This is a genomic window from Polaromonas sp. P1_E12, from assembly GCF_056405975.1.
The window spans coordinates 52,670-67,059 of sequence record NZ_JBFUBB010000007.1 but is presented as its reverse complement, the minus strand read 5'-3'; the positions used below and the strand labels follow the sequence as shown (position 1 = coordinate 67,059).

Here is a 14,390-nt window from a genome sequence, read left to right as displayed (position 1 = left end):
CATGGCGGAGATCTCGCGGCAGGAACTGCTCGCGCTGCGGCAGGCCAGCCAGCGCCTTGTTGCAACCGCCCCGCCTGGGGCCTCAAATTTCAAACGAACCGATCAGGCCGTGCAGTGGTTTGGCGCCGTGCAGGCACAGGAATATGCCCACGCCCGATGGGCAGTTGGCTCGCGCTTCACAACCGCTGCGGCCATCACCGACGCGTCGATTGAACAGGCACTGGCTCAACGCAAGGTGGTCCGCAGCTGGGTCCTGCGCGGCACGCTGCACCTGGTGGCGGCCGCCGACCTGCGCTGGCTGCTGGCACTGACCGCACCGGCTTTGCTGACCCGCACCGCGGCAGCCTACCGTGAGGTCCAGCTGGATGAGGCAGCCTTCCGCAAAATCCTCCCGGCCATCCGGCAGTGCCTGGAAGGCGGCCAGCAGCTCACGCGCCTGGAACTTTTTGCTGCACTCGCGCAGCACCGTATCAACACTGAAGGCCATCGCGGGGGGCGCATCCTGTACCGCGCGGCCCAGGTCGGGCTGATTTGCCTGGGCAACCCGCGCGGCAAGCAGGCCACCTACACACTGCTCGATGAATGGCTGCCTCCCGGACTCGAAGCCAGCAAGGAGCTGCTTCGCGAGGACGCACTCAAACAACTGGCGCAGCGCTACTTCGCCAGCCATGGCCCCGCTACGCTGGCCGATTTTTCCTGGTGGTCAGGGCTGGCCGCCGGCGAAGCCAGGGCGGCGCTGGAGATGGCCGAAACCGGCCTGGCACGGGCACTGTTTGAGGGGAACACCGTGTGGTGGTCCAAACGCACGCCTTTACCGCCAGCCGGCAAGCCCGCGCTTCAATTACTCGCCGGCTTCGACGAATACGTGCTGGGCTATACGGATCGCAAAGCCATCATCGACAGCGAACACGCCGGCAAGCTCATGACGCCCAATGGCCTGTTCCGCCCGGCGCTGCTGGTCGGCGGGCGCGTGGCCGGCACCTGGCAGGCGCAGGTAAAAAAAGGCGCGCTCAGCATCAGCACAGCGCCCTTCGCGCCACTGCCGCGCGGCAGCGCCGGCGCACTGCGGCTTGCCGCTCAACGCTACGCGGCTTTCACCGGCCTGCCGCTGGCAGAAGCTCGCTGACGAAAAGCGCCGGTCTCACAAGGGTTTACCCGGCCGAACTTTATTGCCAAGCGCAAGTCAGCACATTACTCAGGTATAGCATTGCCGGGTGCATTTGACATGCACCAGCGCTACTATCCCCCAGTCATCCGGCCCATCCTTCCTTCAAATATTGAGGAGCGCATCCATGGCAAAACTGAACGTCAACGGTACCGTGCGTGAGTTTGAAGTGGAGGACGACACACCGCTGCTGTGGGTCATCCGCGAACAGCTTGGGCTCACCGGCACAAAATACGGCTGCGGCATCGCGGCCTGCGGCGCCTGCACCGTGCACATCGATGGCGTGCCTACACGCAGTTGCGTGCGGCCCGTCTCGACGGTGAGTGCGACCGAAAAAATCGTGACCATCGAAGGTCTCTCACCCGACGGCTCGCACCCCATACAAAAGGCCTGGGTTGCGCTGGACGTTCCGCAGTGCGGCTATTGCCAGTGCGGCATGGTGATGACGGCAGCAGCGCTGCTCAAGGCCAAGCCGAACCCGACCGATGCCGACATCAACGAGGCGATGACCAACATCTGCCGCTGCGGCACCTACAACCGCATCCGCGCCGCCATCAAGGTTGTTGCCGCGGGCGGTAACACCAAAAGCGCGGCGCTCGCCATTCAACACACCGACGGGAGCACGACATGAGCGCCACCCCCCTGCCCTCCGCAAACTCTCTGCGTCTCTCGCGCCGCCGCTTCCTGGCCTCGGGTGCCTCGGCCGGCCTCATCGTAGGTTTCCACATTCCGTTCGCCGGCACGGCGGCTGCCCAGGGCGCAGCCTCGCCGGAGATCAACGCCTGGGTTGTGGTGCGCCCCGACGACACGGTGGTCATCCGCATCGCGCGCTCTGAAATGGGCCAGGGCAGCCTGACCGGGCTCGCGCAACTTGTAGCCGAAGAGCTGGAATGCAACTGGGCCAAAGTCACCACCGAATACCCGACACCCGGCCAGAACCTGGCGCGTAACCGGGCCTGGGGCAACTTCTCTACCGGCGGCAGCCGCGGCATCCGCGAATCGCACGACTATGTGCGCAAAGGCGGAGCCACCGCCCGCATGATGCTGGTGCAGGCCGCAGCCGATGAATGGAAGGTGCCGGCGGCCGAATGCACCGCGGCCAGCAGCGTGATCACCCACACGCCATCGGGCCGCAAAACCACCTACGGCAAAGTGGCGATTGCGGCAGCCAAAGTGGCGCCGCCCGCCGAGGTCAAGCTGAAGGACCCGAAAGACTGGAAGCTCGTGGGCAAGCGACTGGCGCGCCTGGACACAATGGACAAAGTCACCGGCAAGCAGGTGTACGGCGCAGACCTGAAACTGCCCGGCATGCTCAACGCGGCCATCAAGGACTGCCCGGTGTTCGGCGGCAAGGTCAAAAGCTTCAATGCCGCCGCAGTTGAGAAACGCCCCGGCGTGAAGAAGGTGCTGGCAGTCGGAGACAGTGCGGTGGCCGTCGTGGCCGACACCTGGTGGCGCGCCAAGACCGCACTCGACGCGCTGCCCATCGAATGGGACAACGGCCCCAATGCCGCCAACTCCAGCGCCAGCGTTGCCCAGATGCTCAAGGCCGGGCTGGACGCGCCCGACGCAGCCGTCGGCAACCAGAACGGCGACGCCAAAGCAGCGCTGGCCTCAGCGGCCAGACGCATCGAAGCGGTGTATTCCTACCCGCACCAGAACCACGCGACCATGGAGCCCATGAATGCGACCGCACGCTGGACGCCCGAGCGCTGCGAAGTCTGGACGCCTACCCAGAACGGTGAAGCGGCTCTGGCGGCCACCTCCGAAGCGGCAGGCCTGCCGGCCGGCAAATGCGAGGTCTACAAGATTCACCTGGGCGGCGGCTTCGGGCGGCGCGGCGCGGTGCACGACTGGGTACGCCAGGCGGTGGACATTGCCAAACAAATGCCGGGTGTGCCGGTCAAGCTGCTGTGGTCGCGCGAGGAAGACATGCTGCATGGGCGCTACCACCCGGTTACGCAGTGCAAGCTGCAGGCCGGGCTGGACGCGCAGGGCAACGTCACCGCGTTGCACATGCGCATTTCAGGCCAGTCCATCCTGGCCGGCGTGGCGCCGCAAAACGTGCGCAACGGACTCGACCCGGTGCAGTTTCAGGGCCTCAACGCACCGGGGCCTGAAGCCTCCATTGGCTACAGCTTCCCCAACCTGCTGATCGACCATGCAATGCGCAACCCCAGTGTGCCGCCCGGCTTCTGGCGCGGCGTGAACCTGAACCAGAACACGATTTACCTCGAATCGTTCATCGACGAAATCGCGGTTGCCACCAGGCAGGACCCGCTGGCCTTGCGGCGCAAGCTGATGACGAACCACCCCAAGCACCTGGCCGTGCTCAATGCCGTGGCCGAACGCGTCAAGTGGAACGTGCCCCCGCCCGACGTCGGCGGCCAGAAGGTCTACCGGGGCCTGGCACAAACCATGGGTTTCGGCAGCTACGTGGCGGCCTGCGCCGAGGTATCGGTGAGCAGCGACGGCGTGCTCAAGGTCCACCGCATCGTGGCCGCCACCGACCCGGGCTATGCGGTCAATCCGCAGCAGATCGAGGCGCAGGTCGAAGGCTCCTTTGCTTACGGCCTGTCAGCAGCGCTGTTCGGCGAATGCACACAAAAAGACGGACGCATGGAGCAGGACAACTTCAGCACCTACCCCGTCGTACAGATGCAGCACATGCCGGCGGTGGAAACCATCATTGTCGCCTCGGGCGGCTTCTGGGGCGGCGTCGGTGAACCGACGATCGCGGTCGCCGCGCCTGCAGTGCTCAACGCCGTGTTCGCGGCGACGGGTAAACGCATACGCGACCTGCCGCTGAAGAACCACGATCTCAAGAAGGCATGAACTGGCATGGCGCCATCGCCGGCGGGGTGATGATGCTGGCGCCCTGGACCAGCTTCGCGCAACAATCCGTCCCGGCGCTGCAGGTTGTTGGCGACGCGATACCCCAGGCACTGACGGTCACGCCCGGCGACCCGGCACGCGGCCGCGCCATCGTCGCGAGCCGCCAACACGGCCTGTGCCTGCTCTGCCACACCGGGCCCATTCCCGAAGAGCGCTTCCAGGGCAACCTGGCGCCCGACCTGGCGGGCGCGGGCGCACGTTGGAACGAAGGGCAGCTGCGCCTGCGCATTGCCGACGCGCAACGCCTGAACCCGGCCAGCATCATGCCCGCCTACTACCGCAACGACGGCCTCGTGCGCGTGGGTACGGCCTGGCAGGGCAAGCCCATCATGAACGCCCAGCAAATTGAAGACGTGGTGGCCTTTCTGCTCACACTGAAGTGAACTCATGACCACAGCAGGCCGTTTTATTTCTTTTAATCGGCGCCAGATTCTGGCGGGCGCGGCCAGCATGGGCCTGGGCGTCGTTTTGCGTCCCGCAGCGGCGCAGGCCGGTGAGCTGGCGGCAGCGGTGGCGGCCTATGCCCAAAGCGCTCCGGTACGAGCGGGCAAAGTCAAGCTTGACATAGCCGAGTTGGTCGACAACGGCAATGTGGTGCCCATCACCGTCACGGTGGACAGCCCCATGACGGCGGCCGACCACGTGAAAAGCATTGCCGTCTTCAACGAGAAAAACCCCCAGCGCGATGTGGCCCGCTTCACGCTAGGGCCTCGCTCCGGCAAGGCCAGCGTGACCACGCGCATCCGGCTCGCCACTTCGCAGCAGCTTGTGGCAGTGGCGCTGATGAGCGACGGCAGCTACTGGTCGCACACCGTCAATGTCATCGTGACCCTGGCGGCTTGTATTGAAGGCGATCCCTGATGGCACGCACACTCATCAATGCCCCAACTACCGCCAGACGCGGTGAAGTCATCGAGATACGCGCGACCATAGGCCACCCGATGGAAACCGGCTTTCGCGCCGGCGAGGACGGCAAGATCCTGCCGCGCAACATCATCAAGACCTTCAGCTGCCGCTACAACGGCGAACTGGTCTTCAGCGCCGAGCTGTTTTCGGCCGTCTCGGCCAATCCCTACCTCGCCTTCCATACCGTGGCCACCGAGAGCGGTACGCTGGTGCTTCGCTGGGAAGGCGACAACGGTTTTGCGCAGACTGAAAGCATCAACCTGGCCGTCACGGGATGACGCGCATCCCCGCGGGCCTTTTGTCTTTCCTGCTGGCATGCCATGCCGGCGCACAGACCGCGCCGCCAAAAGACCTTCGCCGTTCAGGCTTTGAGGACATGAGCGCATCCACCCAGGCCATGCAGAAAGACGATGCGCTGAATCCCGGCATGTTGTGGGTCAAGGACGGCGAAGCGCTGTGGAAACAGCCAACAGGTGCCAACGGAAAGGCGTGCATCAGCTGCCACACAACGCCGGACAGCATGCGCGGCGTGTCGGCGCGATACCCGGCGTTTGACATTCAACTCGGCCGGCCCATCACCTTGAGCCAGCGCATCAACCAGTGCCGCCAGCATCACCAGCAGGTCGCGCCACTTCGTCCGGAGAGCCAGGATCTGCTGAGCCTGGAAAGCTATGTGGCGCTGCAGTCGCGCGGCCTGCCAATATTACCGCCCGATGATGCCCGGCTGGAGCCTTTCCGCCAGCGTGGGCAGCAGCTTTTCGCGCAGCGCATGGGCCAGCTCAACCTGTCCTGCGCGCAGTGCCATGACGGTTTGGCCGGCAGGCGTCTGGCCAGCAGCCTGATTCCCGAGGCACATCCCACGGGCTACCCGGTGTACCGTCTCGAATGGCAGGCGCTGGGTTCGCTGCAGCGCCGCATCCGCGGCTGCATGAGCGGGGTGCGTGCCGAGCCGTTTGCCTATGGCGCGCAGGAGCTGGTGGAACTGGAGCTTTACCTGAATGCCCGTGCAAAAGGCATGGCAATGGAGACGCCGGGCGTGCGGCCGTGATTTGAGCGGCAGTACTGCGGATGCTATCAATTACATAGCGTATTGAGCAAATCCGGCGAGGGGCTGCTGCGCTTTTTACCATCTCAAAACCGGACCGTCCCGTTCGGGTCAGTGCCGGCTTTCCGTCACATGAGGCTTATCCCGTCACACGACCTGGGCCGGGAGGCACCTCCTGGTGCCAGCGTCGGGGCACAAAGAAAACCTGGCTCCAAAGCGCGAATGCCTGAACAGTCGAATTGGCACACAAGTTGCTGATCGCCAGATGTCATCAGCCGCTTCCCCGCTTTCAATCCTGTTGATGGTTGCCAATGCAGCCTTCAGCCCTTCAGGAGCACTCCATGAAACGTCGTCACGTCCTGGCCGCCGGCATCTCTGCCCTGACCGCTCCAGCATGGACAAGCGCCCAAAGCGCCTGGCCTTCGCGTGGGCCGATCAGACTGGTCGCGCAATTCCCACCGGGCGGTCTGGTTGATACCGTGTCACGCATGACGGCGCCGCACCTGTCACAGGCGCTGGGCCAGACCGTCGTGGTGGAAAACCGCGCGGGTGCGGGCGGCCTGATCGGCACCGACTATGTGTCCAAGCAGCCCGCCGACGGCTACACCTTACTGGTCAGCCATGCGTCGGTGCACATCTATGCCACAGCCACCCGCAAAGTCATGCCCTTTGACCCGGTGAATGATTTTTCTCACATGGGCATGCTGGTCGAAGCGCCCATGGTGCTGCTGGTGCGGGCGCAGTCGCCCTTCCAGACCCTGGAGCAATACCTGACGGCCGCCAGAACCCGGCCTGTGCGTTATGGCTCATCGGGCATCGGTTCAGCCAATCACTTGTTTGGCGAAATGCTCAAGATTGAAGGCAAGGCGCCCCAACACGACCACATCCCCTACCAAGGCAGCGCGCCGGCCATGCAAGACCTGCTGGGCGGGCAGATCGACAGCCTGCTCGATCCCATCACCACCAACGTGGCCCAACTCAAGGCGGGGTCCCTGCGCGCGCTGGCTGTCTCTACCCCGAGCCGCCTGCCAGCGCTTCCCAACATTCCGACCTTTGCCGAGCTCGGCTTTCCCAAGCTGACGGGTTCCCAGTGGCTGGGGCTGTCAGCGCCCAAAGGCCTGCCTGCGCCCATTCTTGCGCGGCTGACGGCACTGATCCCTGAAATTCTCGCCAAACCGGACATCGCAGCCAGACTGGAAGAAATCCAGACCCTGCCACGCAAGAATGCGGTGGTCGGCGCAGAGTTCGTTCAGTTGATCAATTCGCAGATCGACACCTGGCGCAGCGTGGCCAAGCTGGCCAACGTCGAGGTGATAACATGATTTTTCCGGCAACGACAGCCGCAGGAGCATCCTGATTGAGCAGCACTCACACCTTTTCCAGCGACACGGCAAGCGCTGCCGACGTGGTCAATGAGTTCCTCCGGCTCATCATGCTTCCTGACCCGGTGGCCGCCAGCCGGTTCACCGCACCCGGCATGAAGATTCTTTTCACCGGAGGCCGGGCCATGAGCGCCCCCGCTGAGTGCACCAAATTTAATGCATCGCGCTACAAATGGGTGAAAAAAAGGATTGAGCGCACCGAAACGGTTGCCGCCGGCTCTAACGGCTCCGCCCCCGACGAAGCGGTGGTCTACAGCCTGGGAACCCTGTATGGAGAATGGCCTGACGGAACGCCTTTCGAAGGCAACCGCTATGTGGACCGCTATGTCGTCAAAAGCGGGCTGATCACACACATGGACGTGTGGAACGACAGCGCCGAATGGCTGCTGGTGCGGGCAGGCCTGGCTGTGCTGTGATCAGCTGATGGCGGCAAGCTACAGCGGCGCCCTGCCGACGCACAATCGCTTTGATTACCAGGCGATCAACCAGCGCAAACCTTATCGTTGGCCCAACGGCGCTGGTCTGGCTGTCTACCTGGGTTTCAACATCGAGCACTTTGCCTTCGGCGAGGGCATGGGTGCCACCATCGGCCCGGCCAGCCCGCAGCCGGATGTCCTGAACTACAGCTGGCGCGAGTACGGAAACCGCGTGGGCAGCTGGCGCTGCCTCGAGCTGTTTGACAGCCTGGGCCTGCCGGCGGCCGCCCTGATCAACACCGCACTGTATGACCACTGCCCCGAGCTGGTGGCTGCCTGCGTAGCGCGCGGCGATGAACTGGTCGGCCATGGCCACACCAACGCCGAACGCCAGGCCGCCATGAGTGAAGCGGACGAAAGCAGCCTGCTGGTGCAGTGCCGCACGCGCATGCAACAGGAGAGCGGCCAGTCCCCCGCCGGGTGGCTTTCACCGTGGATTTCGGAAAGCCTGCATACCCCTGACCTGCTCGCTGAAAGCGGCTACGGCTACACCCTGAACTGGTGCCACGACGACCAGCCGCTGCCAATGCGCACCCGCAGCGGAAAGGCTTTGTGGGCTGTGCCTTACCCGCAGGAACTCAATGACATCCCGATGATCATTGCGCGTCAGATGGACGGCAAAGACTTTGCGCAGATGATCATCGATCAACTTGATGAGATGCTGGAGCAATCGCAGGCCAGCGGTTCAGCACCACTGGTGATGGGCATTGCACTGCACCCCTACATCGTCGGCCAGCCTTACCGCCTGCGCCACCTGCGGCGCGCGCTTCAGCATGTCGCCGCCGCACGTGACCGGGGCCAGGTCTGGATGAGCACGCCGGGCGATATCTTCCGGCACGCCGTACAGCTGGCCGCGTGAGCGGCCCCTGAAAGAGGCGCTCGTGTGCGTGCCGGAGCGCGGGCAGAGGCTTTTGCTTATTACGCGCAGGAGCTGGTGGAGCTTGAGCTGAATGTCCGCGCGAACGGCACAGCGTTGGAGTCGCCCGGTGTACGCCCTGAGGTTCACGTAAAGCGAGTTAGCTATTAAATTGATCGCTGCTTGCTCAGTGTTTACAGGACTTTCAGCCAACTTTCACTTCAACATTTTTCAGATATTCAATCCCTGCCGCAGCACTGCCCCGCATTTGCCGGGACCGCCGGGCCGAAAGCTTCCGACATGCAACCATGGTTATCATCCGCATCGGAGTGGAGTTCGGCATACAAAGAGGAGGCAAGGTACCATGTTCTACTGGATCTACGACATACCCCACTGGATGCTGGCGCTGCTTTTTTGCGCCGTCTGCCTGGCCTACACGTGGGGTGGCCTGCTTTTGCTGCGGCCGCTTATGCGCAAGTGGGTGGGCCCGCAGCCGGACGCCAATGAATTTGTCAGCTACTTTCTTTCGGCTTATGGGGTGTTCTACGGGCTGATGCTGGGCCTGATCGCGGTTGCCACCTACCAGAACTTCGCGGATGCAGAAAAAGCCGTGGGCAAGGAGGCCACCGCCATTGCGGCGCTGTACCGTGATTTTTCGAACTATCCGGAGCCTGCGCGCGCCACCCTGGAAAGCCAGATGAAGGACTACGTACGCTTTCTGATCGTCGAAGCCTGGCCCGAGCAGCGGCAAGGACGGCTGCATGCTGGCGGCACCACGCGCGTTTCAGACCTTCATCAAAAGCTGCTGTCATTTACCCCCGCCAGCCGGACCCAGGAAATCCTGCATGCCGAAACACTGCGGCAATTCAACAGCTTTCTGGAGGCCCGGTATGCGCGCCTGCAAAGCGTCAGCACCTCCCTCTCGGGTGTGCTGTGGTGGGTGGTGTGCCTGGGAGCGGCGCTGAACTTTTCGCTGCTGTGGCTGTTTTCCATGGACCGGCTGGCACTACACCTTGTGCTGTCGGGCATCCTGGCGAGTTTTGTCGGCTTGATGCTGTTTTTCATCGCCGCGATGGACCACCCCTTCCGCGGCGAAGAGAGCGTCTCGCCGGACGCCCTGAAGCTGGTTCAGGAACGGCTCATGCCGTCCCCGCGCTAGCGCCGCGCGGCGGCGGCAAATTCGTACAACTGCGGTGCGCCGCTTCCGCGGCCCTCGCAGCCGTCAGGTCGACCAGTTGATCTGCTCAAACAGGCGCATGAGTCTCGCCTGCCGCGCCAGGCTGAATTGCCCGACCCAGCCGATCCGGCCCAGCAGGTGCGAGCGAAAGTCGGCAAGCCGGTCTTTGTTTTGCGACGCCGGCCCGTGCAACACGCTTTGATGCAAACACGCTTTAAGCCGATCGAAATCATCACGCGGCACGTTCGGGTGAACGTTGACCACAACTCCGCTCACGCGCTGCCGCTGATGCCGCGGCAGGCAACGCGTCTTGTCCGGATGGAGGGTAAAGCCTTCATCGCGAACGATCTCTGCAACCCAGGCGTGCAAGGCGCGAAACTGCCGTCGCAGCGACTCGGGGCCTGAAAATACCAGGTCATCGGCGTAGCGCGTATAGCTCGCGCCGAACACCCAGGCCAATCCCTCAAGCCGCAAATCGAGATTGAAAGCGCAGAGGTTGGCCAGCGCCGGGGAGGTGGGCGCGCCCTGCGGCAAATGCGCGGAACCAAGGCGCTTGGCACCCATCCAGTCAAGCCCGCCATCGTCGCGCAGACGCTCGATCACCATCCCCGCCGTACGGTGTGTGCAGAGCGCGGTGAGACTTCGCGCCACGCCTTCGGGGTAACCCAGCGTGCGCCAGACGGCATTGACCTGGGCTGCCCCTACGCTGCCAAAGAAATCCTGCAAGTCAAAACGGATGACCACGGCTTGCCCGACGTGAGCTGCCGCATGGGTTTTGACTGAGCGGCCGACGGTAAAGCCGTGCGCGGCTTCATGCACCGGCACCTGACTGAGCAGCGTATGCAGGATGTGACGTTGCACACGCTTGAGTTCTGCCTTGGGCGTCTCCAGCAAACGCAGGCCACCTGTCTGCTTGGGCTGCAGGCCGTAACGGTAATGCTCGACAACTGCCGGCGTCGCCGGGGCCAGCCAGCGCAGTTGCTCGCGGGAGAGCTGGAGCCAGCGCGCCAGATCGGCATCCGTAGGGATGTCGGGCAAGACGCAAGCTTCCAGCCCCAACGGCCGGGGGCGCATCACCGCCGGTCGCAGGATCAACCGGCGAATGCGCGGTGGCCTTTCCGGCTCGGGGTCATCCCGGTCATCATCCGGTTGCGAGGCTTGCGGCTCCCTGGAGTCATTGGGCTCCCCGTCTTCGTCTTCGTCGTCGCCCTCCTCCCGAAAGGCCAGATCAAAGGCATGCGATGCCTCCATCCGCCGTGCCAGCGAAGTGACGTCAAATTTTTGCCAGGTGATGGCCGACAACAGAGACAGCGGTTCAAGCAGTTCCCGAAGCCACGCGGGGCGTTGCCCGATGGCTGCGGCAGCCCTGGCCTGAAGAGCTCGCAAGGTGGTGCCGCCCGCCTTGTCCGCGTCGGCGAGCAGTGCGCGAGCCAGGCCGCGTGCAATCAAATGTCGGAAGCTGGCTTCGCGCATGGAATTGGGTTGACACCGGCATCCCAACCAGCAGGTCCTGCGTGAGCTGGGTGCGCAGAATGCGCAGTCCGCTCACGCGCCGAAATCGCAAAGTACAAAAAAGCCATGGGGGTACCCCATGGTGCGGACAGGCAGCAACGAATCACGTACCGTTCGCAACACTTGGAATGCTGGCGTCGTCGAAATTCTAATGGTTTGCCCTCGGCAACGAGCTGTTGTCCCGCGCTGTGAAGGTGCCAAAACAACAGGGAATGCTTTTGGTATACGTCTACACGGCCCACGCATGTCAAAAAATATGTCCGCGAAGAGGGCGAACTTCGCTATCAATTCAATAGCTTCTTGCGCTTATCTGGAAAGGGCTAGAGGCACTTTTCCCTTGAAGATCGGTGATACGCCGCACCAACGCATGCAAGGCGTCAGCTACACGTCGGCCTTGGGTTGGGCAAGGCTCTCTCAGGACTGCGTTCAAACTCAACCCATAAAAAAAACCGCGCAACCCTTGCGGTGTCTGCGCGGCCGGCTACTGACTTTAGTAGCGCCTCTGGCAACTTTTCAGCGTTACTTTCGCGTTGGCGGCAAATCGGTGCAACTGCCGTGCGCCACTTCCGCCGCCATGCCGATACTTTCGCCCAGCGTCGGGTGCGGGTGTATGGTCTTGCCGATGTCGACGGCGTCCGCACCCATCTCGATGGCCAGTGCGATCTCGCCGATCATGTCGCCGGCATGCGTGCCGACAATGCCGCCGCCCAGGATCCTGCCGTGGCCGTGCGCTTCGGGACTGTCGTCAAACAGCAGCTTGGTGAAGCCTTCGTCGCGGCCGTTGGCGATGGCGCGTCCGGAAGCCGTCCAGGGGAACAGGCCCTTCTTGACCTTGATGCCTTCGGCCTTGGCCTGGTCTTCGGTGAGGCCGACCCATGCGACTTCGGGGTCGGTGTAGGCCACGCTGGGGATCACGCGGGCGTTGAAGGCTGCGCTGGCCAGTTCCTTGTTGCCTTGCAGTTCACCGGCAATGACTTCGGCAGCCACGTGCGCTTCGTGCACAGCCTTGTGCGCTAGCATAGGCTGGCCCACGATGTCGCCGATGGCGAAGATGTGCGGCACGTTGGTACGCATCTGGATGTCGACCGGAATGAAGCCGCGGTCGCTGACCGTGATTCCGGCTTTTTCGGCAGCCAGTTTCTTGCCATTGGGTGTCCGGCCCACGGCTTGCAACACCAGGTCATAGGTCTGCGGGGCCGGGGCGCTGCCGCCAGCTTCCGCGGACTCAAACGTGACCTCGATGCCTGCCTTGGTGGCCTTGGCGCCCACGGTCTTGGTCTTGAGCATGATGTTGTCAAAACGCGGCGCATTCATCTTTTGCCAGACTTTGACGAGGTCGCGGTCAGCACCCTGCATCAGGCCGTCCATCATTTCGACCACGTCCAGGCGTGCGCCCAGTGTGGAATACACCGTGCCCATCTCGAGGCCGATGATGCCGCCGCCCAGGATCAGCATGCGCTTGGGCACCTCTTTGAGTGCCAGCGCGCCGGTGCTGTCCACCACGCGGGGATCGTTTGGCATGAAGGGCAGGCGCACCGCTTGCGAGCCCGCGGCGATGATGCAGTTCTTGAACGCAATGGTCTGGCTCTTGCCGGTTTTCTCCTGGCCTTCGGCGCCGCTGGTTTCTTCAACCTGCAGGTGATGGGCACCGACGAACTGGCCCAGGCCACGCACGACGGTGACCTTGCGCATCTTGGCCATGGCCGTCAGCCCGCCGGTGAGCTTGCCGACGACCTTTTCCTTGTGGGTGCGTAATTTGTTGATGTCGAGCTTGGGTTCGCCAAAACTCACGCCCAGGCTGTCGAAATGCTTGACCTCGTCCATCACGGCGGCCACATGCAGCAAGGCCTTGGAAGGAATGCAGCCGACATTCAGGCAGACGCCACCCAGCGTGGCGTAGCGCTCTACCAGCACAACCTTCAGGCCCAGATCGGCCGCGCGGAAGGCGGCGGAATAGCCGCCGGGGCCGGCGCCCAGCACCAGCACGTCGCAGTCCAGGTCGGCCGAACCGGTGAAGCTGGCGGCAACGGGGGCTGGTGCGGTGGCAGGGCTCGCTACAGTTTTAGGAGCTGCTTGCGCAGGTGCTGCGGGCGCTGCAGCCTGTTTTTGTGCCGCATCTGTGGCGGTCGCAGCGGCAGCACCGGTGCTTTCCAGCGTCAGCACGACGGAGCCTTGCTTGACCTTGTCGCCCACCTTGACCTTGATGTCCTTGACCACGCCGGCCGACGAAGACGGGATTTCCATCGAGGCCTTGTCGCTTTCAACGGTGATCAGGCTCTGTTCGGCCTTGATGGTGTCGCCGGGCTTGACCAGCACTTCAATGACGGACACTTCGTCGAAGTCGCCGATGTCCGGTACCTTGATGTCGATCACAGGGGATGCACTCATTTGGAGGCTTTCAATTTAAGGGTGAATATGTCGACGGGCCCGGCGGAGTTCTTGTCGAACTCGCAACCCGCGTTCAGGCCGGCCATGGCCACTTCGCGCGCGGTCTTGGCCTTGTCCCAGGCGGCATGCATGGCGCCGAGCGCAAAGCTGCGGCCTGAGCCAATGCCCCAGAATTCCTTGAACTCAAAGACTTCACGGTAGCTGTAGAGGCCGTAAATGCCGCTGGCATTGGCAATGACCACGGTGAACTGGCTGGACTCGTAGGGATCGTTGTCGTCTTCCTTGGTCTGCAGGAAGAACGTTTCCTTCAGCATGGGATGCAGCTTGACGAAGGTGTCGAACACCTCGTCGCGCGAACCCAACTTGAGCTGCTCTTTGGGCAAGGCCGCCATGGCCTTGCGCAGCACCGGAAAATGCGCCACCGTACCGGCCATGCCCACGTAACTCATGCCGGCAGGCGTGTCGACCTTGAAGATCTTGCTGTTGGCTTCAAACCGGTGGCCCAGGCTGGTGTCGCCGAAGGTCACCAGCGTGTCGGCAGCGATGGCAACCTGCCCCGCCTTTTTGACGACTACAAGTGTTGTCATG

General features: G+C 63.2%; 14 protein-coding genes. 11 read left to right on the top strand and 3 right to left on the bottom strand.

Annotated elements, in window-relative coordinates:
* Position 1: 1 nt before the first annotated feature.
* The 11 genes from AC1D13_RS18495 (at position 2) to AC1D13_RS18445 (ending at position 9,884) form a co-directional block, all read left to right on the top strand.
* The gene (locus AC1D13_RS18495) at positions 2-1,126 is read left to right on the top strand and encodes a winged helix DNA-binding domain-containing protein (protein ID WP_457280591.1); all 1,125 of its coding nucleotides are present in this window, start codon (positions 2-4) and stop codon (positions 1,124-1,126) included.
* 166 nt (positions 1,127-1,292) lie between these two features.
* A complete protein-coding gene (locus AC1D13_RS18490) occupies positions 1,293-1,796 on the top strand; it encodes a (2Fe-2S)-binding protein (protein ID WP_457280590.1) in 504 nt (167 codons plus the stop codon).
* The gene (locus AC1D13_RS18485; protein ID WP_457280589.1) at positions 1,793-4,000 is read left to right on the top strand and encodes a xanthine dehydrogenase family protein molybdopterin-binding subunit; all 2,208 of its coding nucleotides are present in this window, start codon (positions 1,793-1,795) and stop codon (positions 3,998-4,000) included. The genes AC1D13_RS18490 and AC1D13_RS18485 overlap by 4 nt, the downstream gene beginning before the upstream one ends.
* Positions 3,997-4,443, top strand: a complete 447-nt coding sequence (gene soxX, locus AC1D13_RS18480; RefSeq protein WP_457280588.1) for a sulfur oxidation c-type cytochrome SoxX — start codon at positions 3,997-3,999, stop codon at positions 4,441-4,443. The genes AC1D13_RS18485 and soxX overlap by 4 nt, the downstream gene beginning before the upstream one ends.
* Positions 4,444-4,447: 4 nt before the next feature.
* Positions 4,448-4,921 (top strand): SoxY-related AACIE arm protein, encoded by a 474-nt coding sequence (locus AC1D13_RS18475; protein WP_457280587.1) that lies wholly within the window; start codon positions 4,448-4,450, stop codon positions 4,919-4,921.
* Entirely contained in the window at positions 4,921-5,244 is a 324-nt protein-coding gene (gene soxZ, locus AC1D13_RS18470; RefSeq protein ID WP_457280586.1) for a thiosulfate oxidation carrier complex protein SoxZ, read from the top strand. Before AC1D13_RS18475 ends, soxZ begins: the two co-directional genes overlap by 1 nt.
* A gap of 98 nt (positions 5,245-5,342) precedes the next feature.
* Positions 5,343-6,014, top strand: coding sequence for a sulfur oxidation c-type cytochrome SoxA (soxA, locus tag AC1D13_RS18465; protein ID WP_477690060.1), 672 nt, complete (start codon positions 5,343-5,345; stop codon positions 6,012-6,014).
* 338 nt (positions 6,015-6,352) lie between these two features.
* Entirely contained in the window at positions 6,353-7,333 is a 981-nt protein-coding gene (locus AC1D13_RS18460; protein ID WP_477690059.1) for a Bug family tripartite tricarboxylate transporter substrate binding protein, read from the top strand.
* Positions 7,334-7,443: 110 nt separating this feature from the next.
* Complete coding sequence (locus AC1D13_RS18455) at positions 7,444-7,809, top strand: nuclear transport factor 2 family protein (protein ID WP_477685860.1); 366 nt, start codon at positions 7,444-7,446, stop codon at positions 7,807-7,809.
* A 7-nt stretch (positions 7,810-7,816) separates the two neighbouring features.
* Positions 7,817-8,728 (top strand): polysaccharide deacetylase family protein, encoded by a 912-nt coding sequence (locus AC1D13_RS18450; protein ID WP_477690058.1) that lies wholly within the window; start codon positions 7,817-7,819, stop codon positions 8,726-8,728.
* Positions 8,729-9,089: 361 nt separating this feature from the next.
* The gene (locus tag AC1D13_RS18445) at positions 9,090-9,884 is read left to right on the top strand and encodes a bestrophin-like domain (RefSeq protein WP_477690057.1); all 795 of its coding nucleotides are present in this window, start codon (positions 9,090-9,092) and stop codon (positions 9,882-9,884) included.
* A gap of 63 nt (positions 9,885-9,947) precedes the next feature.
* Here the strand turns inward: AC1D13_RS18445 and AC1D13_RS18440 are convergent, their stop codons facing one another.
* The 3 genes from AC1D13_RS18440 to AC1D13_RS18430 all read right to left on the bottom strand — a co-directional run bounded on the left by AC1D13_RS18440 (position 9,948) and on the right by AC1D13_RS18430 (position 14,389).
* On the bottom strand, positions 9,948-11,375 hold the full coding sequence (locus AC1D13_RS18440) for a reverse transcriptase family protein (protein ID WP_477690056.1): 1,428 nt from the start codon (positions 11,373-11,375) through the stop codon (positions 9,948-9,950).
* A 558-nt stretch (positions 11,376-11,933) separates the two neighbouring features.
* The gene (gene lpdA / locus AC1D13_RS18435; protein WP_477690055.1) at positions 11,934-13,802 is read right to left on the bottom strand and encodes a dihydrolipoyl dehydrogenase; all 1,869 of its coding nucleotides are present in this window, start codon (positions 13,800-13,802) and stop codon (positions 11,934-11,936) included.
* Entirely contained in the window at positions 13,799-14,389 is a 591-nt protein-coding gene (locus AC1D13_RS18430; RefSeq protein ID WP_457280579.1) for an Ntn hydrolase family protein, read from the bottom strand. The genes lpdA and AC1D13_RS18430 overlap by 4 nt, the downstream gene beginning before the upstream one ends.
* Position 14,390: the final 1 nt, after the last annotated feature.

Bases quoted from the DNA above. Each gene is read 5' to 3' on its own strand.
- AC1D13_RS18495 (WP_457280591.1), top strand. From the start codon at position 2: ATGGCGGAGATCTCGCGGCAGGAACTGCTCGCGCTGCGGCAGGCCAGC.
- AC1D13_RS18490 (WP_457280590.1), top strand. From the start codon at position 1,293: ATGGCAAAACTGAACGTCAACGGTACCGTGCGTGAGTTTGAAGTGGAG.
- AC1D13_RS18485 (WP_457280589.1), top strand. From the start codon at position 1,793: ATGAGCGCCACCCCCCTGCCCTCCGCAAACTCTCTGCGTCTCTCGCGC.
- soxX (WP_457280588.1), top strand. From the start codon at position 3,997: ATGAACTGGCATGGCGCCATCGCCGGCGGGGTGATGATGCTGGCGCCC.
- AC1D13_RS18475 (WP_457280587.1), top strand. From the start codon at position 4,448: ATGACCACAGCAGGCCGTTTTATTTCTTTTAATCGGCGCCAGATTCTG.
- soxZ (WP_457280586.1), top strand. From the start codon at position 4,921: ATGGCACGCACACTCATCAATGCCCCAACTACCGCCAGACGCGGTGAA.
- soxA (WP_477690060.1), top strand. From the start codon at position 5,343: ATGAGCGCATCCACCCAGGCCATGCAGAAAGACGATGCGCTGAATCCC.
- AC1D13_RS18460 (WP_477690059.1), top strand. From the start codon at position 6,353: ATGAAACGTCGTCACGTCCTGGCCGCCGGCATCTCTGCCCTGACCGCT.
- AC1D13_RS18455 (WP_477685860.1), top strand. From the start codon at position 7,444: ATGCTTCCTGACCCGGTGGCCGCCAGCCGGTTCACCGCACCCGGCATG.
- AC1D13_RS18450 (WP_477690058.1), top strand. From the start codon at position 7,817: ATGGCGGCAAGCTACAGCGGCGCCCTGCCGACGCACAATCGCTTTGAT.
- AC1D13_RS18445 (WP_477690057.1), top strand. From the start codon at position 9,090: ATGTTCTACTGGATCTACGACATACCCCACTGGATGCTGGCGCTGCTT.
- AC1D13_RS18440 (WP_477690056.1), bottom strand. From the start codon at position 11,375: ATGCGCGAAGCCAGCTTCCGACATTTGATTGCACGCGGCCTGGCTCGC.
- lpdA (WP_477690055.1), bottom strand. From the start codon at position 13,802: ATGAGTGCATCCCCTGTGATCGACATCAAGGTACCGGACATCGGCGAC.
- AC1D13_RS18430 (WP_457280579.1), bottom strand. From the start codon at position 14,389: ATGACAACACTTGTAGTCGTCAAAAAGGCGGGGCAGGTTGCCATCGCT.